Below are 14,111 nucleotides of genomic sequence, written 5' to 3' on the forward strand. Positions count from 1 at the left end.
GGGAGGTAAAAGCGGGGGCTTCATAATCCTCCAGAAGGCGGTCCCTTTCCTGACGGAAACGCTCCACGCTGGCGGCCTTGACATGGCCATAGCCGCGGATGCTTTCGGCAAGGGCAGCGATTGTAGCCGCAGCGCCGAGTTTGTCGACCGACAGATGGGCCAGCAAGGTCTGGACCAGGTTTTCGTACTCGCCGATGAGCGCACGTTCCATGCGGCGCTCCGCCGTGTGGCCGAAGGGGTCGGCCCAGGTGCCGCGTATGCCCTTGCAGCGCGCCAGCCAGCGCAGTGCGCTCAGGGTGCGCGGGCCGAGGGCCATTTTGCGCGGCACGCCGTTGTGAGGGTCCTTGCGCGCCAGCAGCGGCGGCGCCATGTGAAAGCGCAGGGTGAAGTCGCCTTCGAACTGTTCGGCCAGTTGCGTGGCGAAGCTGCCGTCGGTGTAGAGGCGCGCGACTTCGTACTCGTCCTTGTAGGCCATCAGCTTGTAGAGGCCGCGCGCCACGGCCAGCGCAAGCCTGGGCGTGGTTGCGCCGAGCTCGCGCTCGCGTGCCGCGACCCGTTCGACCAGGCTGCGGTAGCGCATCGCGTAGGCGGCGTTCTGGTAGGCGGTGAGGTCCTGGACACGCTGTTCGAGCAGCGTCTCCAGGCGTTCGGGCCGGTGCAGCGCGATCACCTGGGCGGGCGGCTTGAGCGCGAAGTCGAGCGTCTGCGGTTCATGCGCAGCCAGGCGGCCTGCGTCAAAGGCGCTGCGGTTGGCCGCCACGGCCACGCCATTGAGTTCGATGGCGCGCATGAGGGCGGGCAGCGACAGGGGCACGTCGCCGCGTTGCCAGGCATAGCCCAGCAGGAAAATATTCGACAGGATGCTGTCGCCGAACAGCCTGAGGGCCGCGCCATGTGCGTCCAGGGCCGTGGTCCGGGATGCGCCGGCGGCGTGGCGGATCTTCTCCAGCAGCGCTTCGCCACGCATGGGCACATCGGGTTGCCGCGTGAAGTCGGACACCGGCGCCACATAGGTGTTGGCCAGCACCCGCGTATGGCCATGGCGCAGCGCGCCCAGGGCGTCAGGCGCGACCGCCGCGACCGGGTCGCACAGTATGGCGGCGTCCGCCTGCTGCCAGTCCAGGCGGGCCGGGCCAGGGGCTGCGCCGGCGGGCGCCAGGCGGATGTGGCTGATCACCGTGCCGCCTTTCTGGGCCAGGCCGGTGATGTCCAGCACGCAGGCCGACAACCCTTGCAGATGGGCCGCCATCGAAACCAGTGCGCCGATGGTGATGACGCCGGTGCCGCCCATGCCTGCGACCAGCAGGCGGTAGGGCGCGTGCAGCGGCTCGAAGGCCGGTTCGGGCAACAGATTCAGGCGCGCCTGCCAGTCGTTGCGGGCGTCGCTGCGCTGTTTGCGCGGGCGCCCGCCCTCGACCGACACGAAGCTGGGGCAGAAGCCTTCGGCGCAGGAGTAATCCTTGTTGCAGCTGGACTGGTCAATCGCGCGCTTGCGGCCATAGGGCGTCTCCAGCGGCACGATGGACAGGCAGTTCGACTGCTTGCCGCAGTCGCCGCAGCCCTCGCACACGGCGCTGTTGATGAACAGCCGGCGGGCCGGATCGGGGAAGGTTTTTTTCTTGCGGCGGCGGCGCTTCTCGGCGGCGCAGGTCTGGTCGTGGATCAGGACGGTCACGCCCGGCGTGGCGCGCAACTCGCGCTGCAGGGCGTCGAGCTCGCGACGGTGATGCACCTGGATGCCGGCGCCGAGATCGATGCCGGCATATTTTTCCGGTTCGTCGGTGGTGACCACGATGCGCGCCACGTTCTCGCCGCGCAGCTGCTGGCAGATCTGGGGTACCGAGATGGGGCCGTCCACCGGCTGGCCGCCGGTCATGGCCACGGCATCGTTGAACAGGATTTTGTAGGTGATGTTGGCGCGCGCGGCCACTGCCTGGCGGATGGCCAGGTAGCCGGAGTGGTAGTAAGTGCCCTCGCCCATGTTCTGAAAGACATGCGGGGTCTCGATATAGGGCGCCAGCCCGATCCAGTCCACGCCCTCGCCGCCCATCTGGGTCAGGCCTGCGGTGTCGCGCTCCATCCAGGCTGCCATATAGTGGCAGCCCACCCCGGAGCGCGCCTGGCTGCCTTCGGGCACCCGGGTCGAGGTGTTGTGCGGACAGCCTGAACAGAAATAGGGCCGGCGCCGCATGCCGTCGGCGTCGTTGGCCAGCGGCTGCGGGCAGCTGAAACCATCGGTGCCGCTGCCCAAGGCCAGGCCGGCGCTGCGGCGCAGCCAGGCCGCCAGGCCCGGCGCCAGCAGCGACGGGCGCAATTGCCCGGCCGAGGGAATCAGCGTTTCGCCGTCCAGGCCGCGTTTGCCGCTGACGCTGGGGCGTTCGGGCAGGTTGTAGAGCAGATCTTTGACCTGGGCCTCGACGATGCCGTCTTTTTCCTCGATCACGAGGATGTGTTGCAGGCCTCGGGCGAACTCCAGCAGGCGCTGGCGTTCCAGCGGCCATACCAGGCCGGGTTTGTAGATGCGCACATGGCTTGGATCCACGCCCAGCCGATCGAGCGCTTCCATCGCGTCCAGGTGGGCTTTGCCCACCGTGATGATGCCCACGCCGGCAGCCGGGGCGGGCGAGACCAGCTTGTCGATGCTGTGGCGGGCGGCGAAGGCCGCCACCGCCTTGAGGCGGCGCTGCATGCGCAGTTCGATGGCCGGCGAGAGAAAGTCGCTGGCGTTGTATTCGCGCCCGGCTGCGTCGTCGTCTTCGGGCATGTCGAAATGCGCCGGCGGCGCCGCCTCGAAGGACTGGCCGGTCTCGACTGATTCGGAGGTGACCTTGAAGGCCACCCAGGCGCCGCTGTAGCGCGACAGCGCCCACCCCCAGAGCGCGAAGGTTTCGTATTCGTCGATGGAAGCCGGATGCACGACCGGGATGTGCCAGCCCACCAGCGAGGCTTCGCTGGCGTGCGGGATGGAGGAGGACACGGCGGTGTGGTCATCGCCGACCACCATCAGCACGCCGCCGTGGCGCGAGGCGCCAGCCGCATGCCCATGATGCAGGGCGTCGCCGGCGCGATCCACGCCCGGCCCCTTGCCGTACCACATGGCGAATACGCCATCGACCTTGCGGTCGGCGCGTGCGCCGGCCTGCTGGGTGCCCATCACGGCCGTGGCCGCGAGATCCTCGTTGATGCCCGGCAGGAAACGCACCTGATGCGCATCCAGCGTGGCCTTGGCCTTCCACATGGCCATGTCCACGCCGCCCAGCGGCGAACCCCGATAGCCCGAGACGAAGCCGGCCGTCTCCAGCCCGCGCTCGCGATCGGCGCGGCGTTGCGCCAGCATCAGGCGCACCAGCGCCTGGGTGCCGGTCAGGAAAATACGGCCCTGCTGGCGTTCCAGGTTGTCGGCCAGCTGGTAATCGTGATCGATGGGAGGAAGGGCCGCGCGGGTGCCGTCCATGAGAGCTCCTTAGTTTCGATCATGATAGGAGCGCGAGGCTTGGGGTTTATTGCGTTATCGGATCGTGAAATCCCTATAATTTGGAATGAACGTTTCGTTTCGACATCAAAATAAGGACGGAGACTATGGACAAGACCGATATCGGCATTCTGCGCGCCCTGCAGCAGGATGGCCGCGCTTCGGCACAGCAGCTCTCGGAACTGGTCGGGCTGTCGGCCGCGCCGGTGTGGCGTCGGGTCAAGGCGCTGGAGGGGGCCGGCGTGATCCAGGGATACAGCGCCCAGGTGGATCGCAGCAAGGTCGGGTTGGCCGGTTGCATGTTCGCGCAGATCAGCCTGGAGCGACACTCGGCCGATACCGTCGAGAACTTTGAGCGTTCGGTGCGCGATGCGCCCGAGATCCTGGAGTGCTATTCGGTCACGGGCGACTCCGATTATCTGCTGAAAATCCTGGTCGAAAGCCCGGCCGAGTACGACCGCTTTCTGCACCGCTTTCTGTTCAACCTGCCGGGGATTCGCCAGACCCGCAGCATCGTGGCCCTGCGCGAGATCAAGCACGAGGTGCGTCTGCCGCTTTGAGACGCGCGCCGGGTCATTCTCGCGGCCCCCTCTATATAGATAGAGAGGAGGCCCCGGGCAGCGTGGAGGCGTTATTGCGGCTGGATGCCGGACTTCTCGATCCAGTCTTTCCAGCGGTCGCTGTCTTCGCGCACGAATTGTGCAAAGGCGGGCTGGTCCATGCCCTGCGGCTGCAGGCCCAGCGCGCTGAGTCGCTCGACCGTCTCGCCATCCTGAAGCGCGGCCTGCATTTGTGCGCTCATGGCCTGCACCACATCATCGGGCGTGCCGGCCGGCGCCGACAGGCCCATCCATCCGACCACCGAGAAGTCCGGGTAATAGCTGGCCATGGTGGGTACCTCGGGCCACATGGGCGCAGGGGTCGGGCCGGTTACGGCGAAGGGCAGCAGGCCCTTGCCGCCGATCTGCCCCAGGGCGGTGAGGTAGTCGACGAAGGCGAAGTCGATCTGCTTGCCGCGCAGGTCCGTGATGATCTGGGTGATGTTCTTGTAGCCGGCGCCGCCGACATCGATGCCGGCGCGCTGTTTGAACAGTTCGGCCGGCACCTGTGAGGACGAGCTGTAATAGCCGAAGAACAGTTCGCCCGGACGCGCGCGGGCATGCTCGACCAGTTGCGGCACGGTCTTGAACGGGCTGTCAGGCGCCACCACGCCGACCGCGCCGAAAGTGCCCAGCATGCCGATCTGCACGAAGTCGCGCTGGGCGTCATATGGCAATTGCCGGAAGAGATGCTGGTTGGCGGCATGGGTGGAGTTGGTCGACAGCAGGAAGGTGTAGCCATCCGGTTTGGCGCTCTTGACGGCCATTGTGCCGACGATGCCGCCGGCGCCGGGCCGGTTCTCGACCACGACGGTCTGGCCGGTCTGACGGCCGAGATACTGGCCGAAGGTGCGCGCCGTCAGATCGGCGGCGCCGCCGGCGGCGGAGGGCACGATGAGGGTGATGGGGCGTTGCGGCCAGGATGGCGCAGCGCCTGCCGTGGCGCTGAGCGCCAGGAGGCTGCAAGCAATAAGGTGGCGGGGGATGGGGATCATTCAGGTCTCCTGAGGTGAGGCCGCATTCTCGGCGCGGCTCGGGCGGGTCGGGGCGGGAGCCAGGCGCTGGCACCACTGGAGGATGGCGGCCGCGCTGTCCTGCCAGCGAGGGCCGTACATCATGCAATGGGGTTGCTCTGGCAAGCGCAGATAGTCAAAACCGAAACACTCCGCCACGGCGCGATCCTGGCCGGGCGGATGACGGTCAGGGGTGTCCAGCCCTGCCTCGATGCACAGACCGGGCGCACGTACGCGCGTGGGATCGACCGGCACGCGCAACAGATAACGGTCGTTCAGTACCTGGGGGCTTTGCGGATTCATGCGCGTCTGCAGGGCTGCCACGTCGGTATCTTCAGGCATGGCGAGAAAGCGGCTGCGCACTTCGCAGGCCGTGGGCGGCGGGCGCAGGGCGTCGGGTGCGACGGCCGGCAGCGCCTGGGCGCCCGGAACATTGGCCGGGGGCGAGGGCGCCAGCAACACGATGCCGCTGACCTCGGTGGCGGCCGCGCATAGCAGCGCCGGCAGGGCGCCCATGCTGTGGCCGAGCACGATGACGGGCCCGGCGATCGCCTGGCGTGCGGCGATGGCGCTGTCGGCCAGTGCGCGGATGCCATGACGCACATCGGCCATCGCGGCGAGCGCACCGTGACCGGGATAATCCAGCGCGACGCTGTGCCAGCCTCGTTGCGCGAAGCATTGCAGGTAATGGGCATAGCACCAGGCGCCATGGTAGGCGCCCGGCAGCAGCAGCAGGCTGGGCCGACCGGGCCGGGGCGTGCCGGTCTGGTAGATCCGGCCTGCGCCGGCCGGCGCTCCGGCCAGCCGGTCGAAGCCGCTGAAGTCGAGATGATGATGGTGAAAATTCATGGCGGGCATGTTAGGGGCCCGCGATGAATAAGAAAATTTTATTATTCAAATATCATGATGAGTAAATCAAATAATCGATCGCGGCAGACCGGCTCGTGGAACTGACCATCACGCACTATCGCCACTTCCTGTGGGTGGCGCAGCTGCGCAGCTTCGGCCTGGCCGCGGCGCGCGCCCATCGTTCGCAGCCGGCCCTGTCGCTGTCGATCAAGGAAATGGAGCAGCGACTGGGCCAGCCGCTGTTCGAGCGCGGCGCGCGGGTCACACTGACCGAGTACGGTCGTGCCTGCCTGCCGCTGGCACGCGACCTGGTGGCCCATCACGATCGCGTGACCGGGGCGCTGGGCGGCATGGCCCGCAACGAGGCCGGCATCCTGCGGCTGGCCACGGTGGCAACCGTCGCGACCCACTGGCTGCCCGAACTGATCGAGCGCTATCAGGCGCTGTATCCCGCCGTGCAGCTGCAGGTCTACGATGACAACTCCGAGGGGATCGAGCGCATGGTGCTGTCCGGGCAGGCGGAGCTGGCAGTGTGCAGTCAGGTGCTGCATGATCGGCGGTTGGCCTATGAGCCGATGCTGCGCGATGCCTTCGGCCTGGTCTGCCGCGCCGACCATCCGCTGGCGGCGCGCAAGTCGGTGACCTGGGCGCAGATCCGTGCGCTGCCGCTGATCGGCACGGTGGCGCATCGTCAGCTGGCCGGTCATGCCGCTGCGGCCTTCATGCAGCAACGTCCGGTGTTTGTCTCCAACATGACCTCGTTGCTGGCGATGCTGGCGCGCGGCGTCGGCGTGACGGTATTGGCGCGGCTGGGCGTGCCGCCGGGCTCGGAGCTGGCCTTCGTGCCGCTGCGTGAGCCGCGCATCGAACGCGAGCTGGGGCTGGTCTGGCTGAAGGGTCGAACGTTGTCGCCGCCGGCGGCCAGCATGGCCGAACTGCTGCGCCAGCGGCATCCTTGCGTGCCTGTGAAACCTTGATCTGTTGCGCAAAAGCAGCGCGCGATGCCGCTGCATTGCAATGTATCCGGGGGGTCTTTAGAGTGAGTGGCGCGGCAGGCGCCCGCCGTTCGGCGCCATGTCCAGGCGAGGTTTTCAGGAAGAGTGATGATGTACGCATATGTGTCCTTCGCGCGTGCCGTTGGCGGCGCGGTGGTGGTGGCCGGCATGTTGGCCGGCTGCAGCGGCGCCAAGCGGCAGCCGGCGGCGCAGGCGCAGCAGGCGCCGCCAGCTTCAACGGAAGTCGTCTGCACGCCGTCGCCCGGCAGCCCCCTGGTCGGTACCTGGTATTCGGTCTCGCGCCCGCAGGGCTTCGCCGGCGAGCTGCAGACCCTGACCGTGCTGGCCGCTGACGGTTCGATGACGTATGAAACCCAGATGAAGGTCGGCAAGCGCATCCGCCCGGCCCTGCGCGAAACCGGTTGCTGGTCGGTGGCCGACGGGGTGTATGTACTGCAGACGACCCGTTCCAACGGTGTACCGGTCGATATCGAAGATCCGATCTATCAAACCCGTTATCAGCTCGTGAAGGCCGAGGCGGCGCGCCTGACCTTGCGCGAAATGAAACCCAAGGGGCAGCAGATCGTTGCGCGCCGCATGAAGCCTGGCTATCGCCTGCCGCAGTAGTCTCGCACCGGCGGCCCGATTGGGGTAAGGTCGGCGGCGTCCCTGTCCTCTTGCCGTCCTCATGTCCGCTACCTATTCAGAGGGGCGTGCCATCGCCCTGCTGGCGTTGGCCGCCTTTGTCAGCGCCAGCGCCTTTCGCATCTGCGATCCGATGCTGCCGCAACTGGCCCAGGAGTTCTCGATCTCGACCGGGCAGGCCTCCTATGCCGTGACGGCCTTTGCGGTCGCCTATGGCGTGCTGCAGATGTTCTTCGGCCCGGTGGGCGATCGTTATGGCAAGTATCGCGTGGTTTGCGTGGCCACCTTTGCCTGCGCCATCGGCAGCGCCGGCGCGGCCTTTGCCGGCTCGCTGGACATGCTGGTGCTGTGCCGCATGCTGTCCGGCGCCGCCGGGGCGGGGGTGGTGCCGCTATCCATGGCCTGGATCGGTGACAACGTGCCCTATGAACGCCGCCAGGCCACGTTGGCGCGTTTTCTGACCGGCACCATTCTCGGCATGGCGGCCGGCAGCCTGGCCGGAGGGCTGTTCACCGACACCATCGGCTGGCGGTCGGCGTTTCATGTCCTGGTGGCGGGCTACCTGCTGGTGGGGGTGCTGCTGTGGCGCGAGGTGCGTCTGCAGGAAGCCGCCGGACGGGTGGCGCCGGCGCCACAGGCCGGCCAGGGTTTCGTGGCGCAGGCGCGCCGCGTCTGGGCCACGCCCTGGGCGCGCGTGGTGCTGGCCACGGTTTTCATCGAGGGTTTGCTGGTGTTCGGGACGCTGGCGTTTGCGCCGGCCTATCTGCATGACCGTTTCGGCGTTTCGCTCAGCATGGCGGGCGCGCTGGTGGCACTCTATGCCGCCGGCGGTCTGTTGTACACGGTGGTGGCCGGTCCGGTGCTGAGGCGCCTCGGCGAGCGTGGCCTGGCGCGCGCCGGCGGCGTGGTGCTGTGCCTGGCCTTTCTGGCCTATCTGCTGGGACCGGCCTGGGGCTGGAGCGTGCCGGCCAGCATGCTGGCCGGCTTTGGCTATTACCTGCTGCACGCCACCTTGCAGACCAATGCCACCCAGATGGTGCCGGCTGCGCGCGGCACGGCGGTCGCCTGGTTCGCTTCCTGCCTGTTCCTGGGGCAGGCGGCCGGCGTGGCCCTGGCCGGTGCGGTGGTGGACAGCCTGGGGGCGGCGACGCTCTTCGGCGCGGCGGCCCTGGGCCTGCCTCTGTTGGGCGCGGTGTTCGCCCAGGCCCTGGGCCGGCGGCCGGCCGCCGCCTGAGGCGGCCGCCGGCGGCGTGGCGCTCAGGCCAGGCTGGCCAGGCGCTTGAGCACTTCGTCCTTGCCCAGCAAGACCAGCACGGCGTCAACGGCCGGCGTCTGGGCCCGGCCGGTGACGGCCACGCGCAGCGGAATGGCCAGCTGCGGCATCTTCAGGCCGCGTTCGGCCAGTTGCGCCTTGATCAGGGCCGACACGGCCTCGCGGGTCCAGTCGGTCTGGCTGGCCGCGGCGGCAAAGGCGGCCAGCGCCTCGCGCGCGGCCGGCGTCAGGTGCTGCTGCACCAGTTCGTCGGGAGCCGGCTGATAGGGGCCGCAGAACAGCATGGCATCGTCGGCCAGCTGCTCCAGGGTTTCGGCGCGATCCTTGAAGAGGGCGAGGATCTCGGCCAGGTCGGGGCGCTGGGCGTTGCCGCCACGACGTTCGATGCGCGGGGCGACGCGGCTGGCGAGCGTCTCGGCGTCGAGCGCCTTGATGTAATGGGCGTTGACCCAGTTCAGCTTCTTCGGATCCCATTGCGAGGCCGAACGCGACAGGTTGCGGGTGTCGAACCAGGCGACGAACTCGTCGCGGCTGAACAGTTCCGCGTCGCCGTGGCTCCAGCCCAGGCGCGCCAGATAGTTCACCATGGCTTCGGGCAGATAGCCCTGGGCGTCGTATTCCATCACGTTGACGGCGCCGTGGCGCTTGGACAGTTTCTGGCCGTCCGGGCCCAGGATCATGGGTACGTGGCCGTACTGCGGCACGTCTGCGCCCAGCGCCTGCAGGATGTTGATCTGGCGCGGCGTATTGTTGACGTGGTCGTCGCCGCGGATCACATGGGTGATGCCCATGTCCCAGTCATCGACCACCACGCAGAAGTTATACGTCGGGGTGCCGTCCGGGCGCGCGATGATCAGATCGTCCAGCTCTTCATTGTCGAAAGTGATGCGGCCCTTGACCATGTCTTCCCAGGAAGTCACGCCAAGCTGCGGGTTCTTGAAGCGGATGACCGGCTTGCGGCCTTCGGGAATGGCCGGCAGCGTCTTGCCCGGTTCGGGGCGCCAGGTGCCGTCGTAGCGCGGCTTGCGGCCGGCGGCACGGGCGGCTTCGCGCATGGCCTCGACTTCTTCGGGGGTGCTGTAGCAGTGATAGGCGGTGCCGGCGGCCAGCATGCCTTGCAGTACCTCGGCGTAGCGGTCCAGGCGCTTCATCTGGTAGAAAGGCCCCTCGTCGGGCTGCATGCCCAGCCAATCCATGCTGTCGAGGATGGCCTGCACGGCGGCATCGCTGGAGCGTTCCACGTCGGTATCCTCGACGCGCAGCACGAACACGCCCTGGTGATGGCGGGCGAAGGCCCACGAGAACAGCGCGGTGCGCGCCCCGCCCAGGTGCAGGAAACCCGTGGGGGAGGGGGCGAAGCGGGTGCGAACAGGTTTTGAGGATGTCATATGCCGATTGCGCGCCGCGTTGGCCGCGGCGTCTGTCCATAAAAGAAAAGCGGCGCGCCAGGCACGCCATTCACCGTGGAAGAAGCCCAGGTTGTATTGTTACGATGAGTGCATTTTAGATTAGTGACGGTCCACGATGCTTAGACATGTGCTTGCGCCACTCTTCGAGCCCCGCTCGTTGCTGATCATTGCCGATCACAGCCTGCCCGCCGCCCCGGTGTTGCCGGCCGCCTTGCGCGCCCGCAGCACCCTGGTGGATTGCCCCGAGGGCGAGGCCCCCGGGCTGCCGGAACGCTGCAACGGGCTGGCCGATGGCGAGCGCCCGGACCTGGCGCTGGTCTGCGTGTCGCCGGCGGTGCTGCCCGAAACCTTGCGCCGCCTGGCCGCCCTGGCCCCGCGCGCGCTCATCCTGCTGCCGCATGCCCTGCCGGACCCCTATCCGCGCGGCACCATGGCGCTGGTGCAGGCCTGGTCACAAGAGCATCACTGTCAGGTGCTGGGGCCGCGCTCTTTCGGCGCGCAGCGGCCCCACGCGGGCTTGAATCTCAGCCAGCATCCGACGCTGGCGCGTGCCGGGCGCGTGGCGCTGGTGGCGCAGTCGCGCTCCATCATGGCGGCGGTCATGGACTGGGCCGATGATGTGCATATCGGGTTTTCGCTGGCGGTATCGCTGGGCGATGAGGCCGATGTCGGGCTGTCGGAAGTGCTGGACTATCTTGCCAGCGATCCGCGCACCGACAGCATCGTGCTGTATCTCGATCATATTGGCGCTGCGCGCGAATTCATGAGCGCCCTGCGCGCGGCGGCCAGCGTCAAACCCGTCATCGTGCTCAAGGCCGGGCGCAATGAGCCGGGCGCGGCCGATGCCGTGCTGGATGCGGCGCTGCGCCGGGCCGGCGCCGTGCGGGTACGCTATTTCGTGCAGCTGTTCTCGGCCGTCAAGGTGCTGGGCTATGCAAGACGCCCGCGGGGGCGCCGCGTGGCGCTGCTGTCCAACGGCAGCGGCCCGCCCGAGCTGGCCATGGATCTGATCGGGCCGGAGGCGGCTGTGTTGCGCGCCGAGCTTTCGCCCGCCACGCAGCGCGAGCTGGCCGCCGCCCTGGAGCCGGACGCCCGCAGCGACAACCCTGTCATCACCTATACGCCGCTCACGCCCGAGCGTCTGCAGCAGGTGCTCGACACGCTGATCGGCGACAACGGCGTGGACGGCGTGCTGGTACTGCTGGCGCCCGATGCGCTGGCCGACATGCCCGCGGTGGCACGCCAGCTGGCCCAGATCGCGCCCAAGGCGCGCAAGCCCGTGGTGAGCTGTTTCATGGGCGATGCCGGCATGCGGCCGTTGCGGCGCATGCTCGATGACGCCGGCACGCCGGCTTTTCGCACGCCAGAGTCGGCGGCCGACGCCTTCGGCGTGCTGGCCACCCACCACTACAACCAGCAGTTGCTGCTGCAGACCCAGCCGCCGGAGCCGCCAGGGCGGCTGCCGGATATGGAGGGCGCGCGGGCTGTGATCGCCGAGGCGCGCGCCCAGGGACAGCGCGAATTGAGCACGGCCCAGTGCCGCAGCCTGCTGGATGCCTTCCATGTGCCGCTGCGTGCCGATCCGCTGGTGATCCGGCCGCTGGAGCCCGAGTCGCGCCCCATGGCCATCCGGGTGCGCACCGACGCGCGCTTCGGTCCCGTGCTGCGCTTTGGCGCGGGCGGTCCCGATGCCGTGCTGTCCGGCCCGGGGCGGGGCATGGATCTGCCGCCGCTCAATACTTTCCTGGCGCGCCAGTTGCTGGAGCGCAGCCGCGTATGGCGCAATGTGCTTGCCCCGCAACTGAGCGTGGCTGCCACCGACGCGCTGCAGCATGCCCTGGTGCAGGTCTCGGAACTGGTCTCGGAGGTGCCGGATATCGAGTCGCTCGATATCGACCCGCTGTATGCGGGCGAGTCACAGCTGCGCGCCGCGGGCCTGCGCATGACGCTGACCGCCGCACCCGCCTGTGGCGCGCCCCAGCTCTCGGGCTACCGCCACATGGCGATTCACCCCTATCCGTCCCGCCTGGTGCAGGTGCGTCGTTTCGATGATGGCACGCCCTGGGTGATCCGCCCGATCCGTCCCGAAGATGGCGAGCCGCTGCAGGAGTTCATCCGGGGCCTGTCCGAGCGCTCGCGTTATATGCGCTTTGTGTCGATGATGCGCGAGCTGACGCCGCGGATGGTGGCCCGCTATACCCAGGTGGACTACCACCGCGAGCTGGCCCTGGTGGCGGCGACCCAGGTGCCCAATCCGGCCAACCGGGGGCATCCGCGCGAGGTGATCATCGGGTTCGCGCACTATCTGCGCAACCCGGATGGCAGAGGGGCCGAGTATGCCCTGGTGATCGGCGATGACTGGCAGCGCCGCCGCCTGGGCGGGCAACTGATGAGTGCCCTGATCGAGGCGGCGCGCGAGCAGGGGCTGGAGTACATCGACGGGCTGGTGCTGTCGTCGAACCGGCCCATGCTGACCCTGATGACGCGGCTGGGGTTCACCAATGACGCCGACCCCGAGGATCCCTCCATGCGGCGCGTCTGGCTGACGTTGCGGCCCGACCCCGACGACGAGCCGGCCGCAGCGGGGGCTTAGCGCAGCACGTCGCGCAGGAAGGCGCCGATGTCGGCCACTTCGGGCAGGCACACCGAGTGCGGCATCGGGTAGGTGTGCCATTGCACGGCGTAGCCGAGCGTCTCCAGCGTGGCGCGCGAGGCTTCGGCGCGCGCCAGCGCCACCACCGGGTCATACAGGCCATGGGCCAGGAAGATCGGTGTGTTGGCGTTGGCGGGATGGCGCTCGTCGGCAGCGCTGTCGATCAGCGGCAGGTAGCCCGACAGCCCGACCATGCCGGCCAGGGTCTCGGGCAGGCGCAAGCCGGTGTGCAGCGTCATGGCGCAGCCCTGCGAGAAACCGGCCAGCACGATGCGCGAGGTCGGGATGCCGCGGGCGTTCTCGCGTGCGATCAGGGCGCGGATGGCGCTCTCCGAGGCGCGGATGCCGTTGGCGTCTTCCTGGCGCACCAGATCCATCACCAGAATGTCGTACCACGAGCGCATGGCCATGCCGCCGTTGATGGTCACCGGCGCGACCGGGGCATTCGGGAATACGAAGCGCACGGGCGTGCGCAGGCCCAGCTCGGGGACGATCGGCACGAAATCATTGCCGTCGGCGCCCAGGCCATGCAGCCAGATCACGGCATGGGTGGGGTTGGGAGCGGTTTCGACTTCGATGCAGTCGAGCAGGTTCTGGGTCATGGGGGGTCAGCTCGTGAGGGTCTTGAGGGCCTGGAACAGGGCCCGGTACTGTTTGCGCTGCGGCTCCTGGCCCGGATTGAGCGTGGCGTTGGCCTGGGCTTCCTTGCGTGCGGCGCGGATCACGGCGCGCAGATGCTGGGCGTCGGCGGCCGGATGGCGGGTCAGCAGTTCGGTGAGGGCTGCGTCATCGTCGAGCAGGCGTTCGCGCAGGCTCTCGAGACGGTGCATGGCGGCCGTTTCTTCGCGTGAGCCGTTTTCCCAGATGTCGAGCTGGCGCCGGATGTCGTCGGCGGGCGCGTCGCGCATGAGCTTGCCCACAAAGTGGATCTGGCGCCGCCGGCCTTCGCGGGCCGTGGTGCGTTGGGCATCGCGGATGGCCTCGTAGAGGCGCTCTTCGAGGGGCAGTTGGCGCAGGCGCTCGGGCGACAGTTCGACCAGCTGCTTGCCCAGGTCCAGGAGCGCGTGCATTTCGCGCTTGATCTGGGATTTGCTGGGACGGTCGTAGCCGTTGTCGTCGAAGTCGTCGCCGGCGGACATTTCGGTATCGGGAAGGCTCATGGAACACTGCAAAAAGACGGACTTGGCTATGATAACCGTCTCC

At 68.2% G+C, this 14,111-nt stretch carries 11 protein-coding genes; 5 read left to right on the forward strand and 6 right to left on the reverse strand.

The genetic code is table 11. The features are described 5' to 3' along the window. A partial coding sequence (locus tag A7V84_RS13690) for an indolepyruvate ferredoxin oxidoreductase family protein (protein ID WP_063940008.1) occupies positions 1-3,454 on the reverse strand: 3,454 nt, incomplete at its 3' end. A 125-nt stretch (positions 3,455-3,579) separates the two neighbouring features. Here A7V84_RS13690 and A7V84_RS13695 point away from each other — a divergent pair. Continuing rightward, the gene (locus tag A7V84_RS13695; protein WP_025515526.1) at positions 3,580-4,032 is read left to right on the forward strand and encodes an Lrp/AsnC family transcriptional regulator; all 453 of its coding nucleotides are present in this window, start codon (positions 3,580-3,582) and stop codon (positions 4,030-4,032) included. A gap of 71 nt (positions 4,033-4,103) precedes the next feature. Here the strand turns inward: A7V84_RS13695 and A7V84_RS13700 are convergent, their stop codons facing one another. Next, positions 4,104-5,066 (reverse strand): Bug family tripartite tricarboxylate transporter substrate binding protein, encoded by a 963-nt coding sequence (locus tag A7V84_RS13700; RefSeq protein ID WP_115638842.1) that lies wholly within the window; start codon positions 5,064-5,066, stop codon positions 4,104-4,106. Beyond that, complete coding sequence (locus tag A7V84_RS13705; protein WP_063491574.1) at positions 5,067-5,933, reverse strand: alpha/beta hydrolase; 867 nt, start codon at positions 5,931-5,933, stop codon at positions 5,067-5,069. Between the two features lie 95 nt (positions 5,934-6,028). Here A7V84_RS13705 and A7V84_RS13710 point away from each other — a divergent pair, with 95 nt between their 5' ends. The 3 genes from A7V84_RS13710 (at position 6,029) to A7V84_RS13720 (ending at position 8,807) form a co-directional block, all read left to right on the forward strand. After that, complete coding sequence (locus A7V84_RS13710; RefSeq protein WP_115638843.1) at positions 6,029-6,910, forward strand: LysR family transcriptional regulator; 882 nt, start codon at positions 6,029-6,031, stop codon at positions 6,908-6,910. Between the two features lie 129 nt (positions 6,911-7,039). Then, the gene (locus A7V84_RS13715; protein ID WP_081695060.1) at positions 7,040-7,555 is read left to right on the forward strand and encodes a hypothetical protein; all 516 of its coding nucleotides are present in this window, start codon (positions 7,040-7,042) and stop codon (positions 7,553-7,555) included. 61 nt (positions 7,556-7,616) lie between these two features. Further along, a complete protein-coding gene (locus A7V84_RS13720) occupies positions 7,617-8,807 on the forward strand; it encodes an MFS transporter (protein WP_063491573.1) in 1,191 nt (396 codons plus the stop codon). Positions 8,808-8,830: 23 nt separating this feature from the next. Here A7V84_RS13720 and gltX read toward each other — a convergent pair whose 3' ends face one another. Beyond that, on the reverse strand, positions 8,831-10,234 hold the full coding sequence (gene gltX, locus A7V84_RS13725; protein ID WP_025515537.1) for a glutamate--tRNA ligase: 1,404 nt from the start codon (positions 10,232-10,234) through the stop codon (positions 8,831-8,833). A 136-nt stretch (positions 10,235-10,370) separates the two neighbouring features. On the opposite strand from gltX, the gene A7V84_RS13730 reads away from it, so the two are divergent. Further along, entirely contained in the window at positions 10,371-12,848 is a 2,478-nt protein-coding gene (locus A7V84_RS13730) for a bifunctional acetate--CoA ligase family protein/GNAT family N-acetyltransferase (protein ID WP_033534989.1), read from the forward strand. On the opposite strand, the gene A7V84_RS13735 is transcribed toward A7V84_RS13730, so the two are convergent. Both A7V84_RS13735 and yjgA read right to left on the reverse strand, forming a co-directional pair. After that, on the reverse strand, positions 12,845-13,510 hold the full coding sequence (locus A7V84_RS13735) for an alpha/beta hydrolase (RefSeq protein ID WP_025515541.1): 666 nt from the start codon (positions 13,508-13,510) through the stop codon (positions 12,845-12,847). The two genes, A7V84_RS13730 and A7V84_RS13735, sit on opposite strands and share 4 nt — an antisense overlap. Positions 13,511-13,516: 6 nt before the next feature. Further along, on the reverse strand, positions 13,517-14,068 hold the full coding sequence (yjgA, locus tag A7V84_RS13740) for a ribosome biogenesis factor YjgA (protein ID WP_025515543.1): 552 nt from the start codon (positions 14,066-14,068) through the stop codon (positions 13,517-13,519). Between the last annotated feature and the right edge of the window lie 43 nt (positions 14,069-14,111).

This window comes from Bordetella trematum, from assembly GCF_900078335.1.
GTDB classification, from domain to species: Bacteria; Pseudomonadota; Gammaproteobacteria; order Burkholderiales; family Burkholderiaceae_B; genus Bordetella; species Bordetella trematum.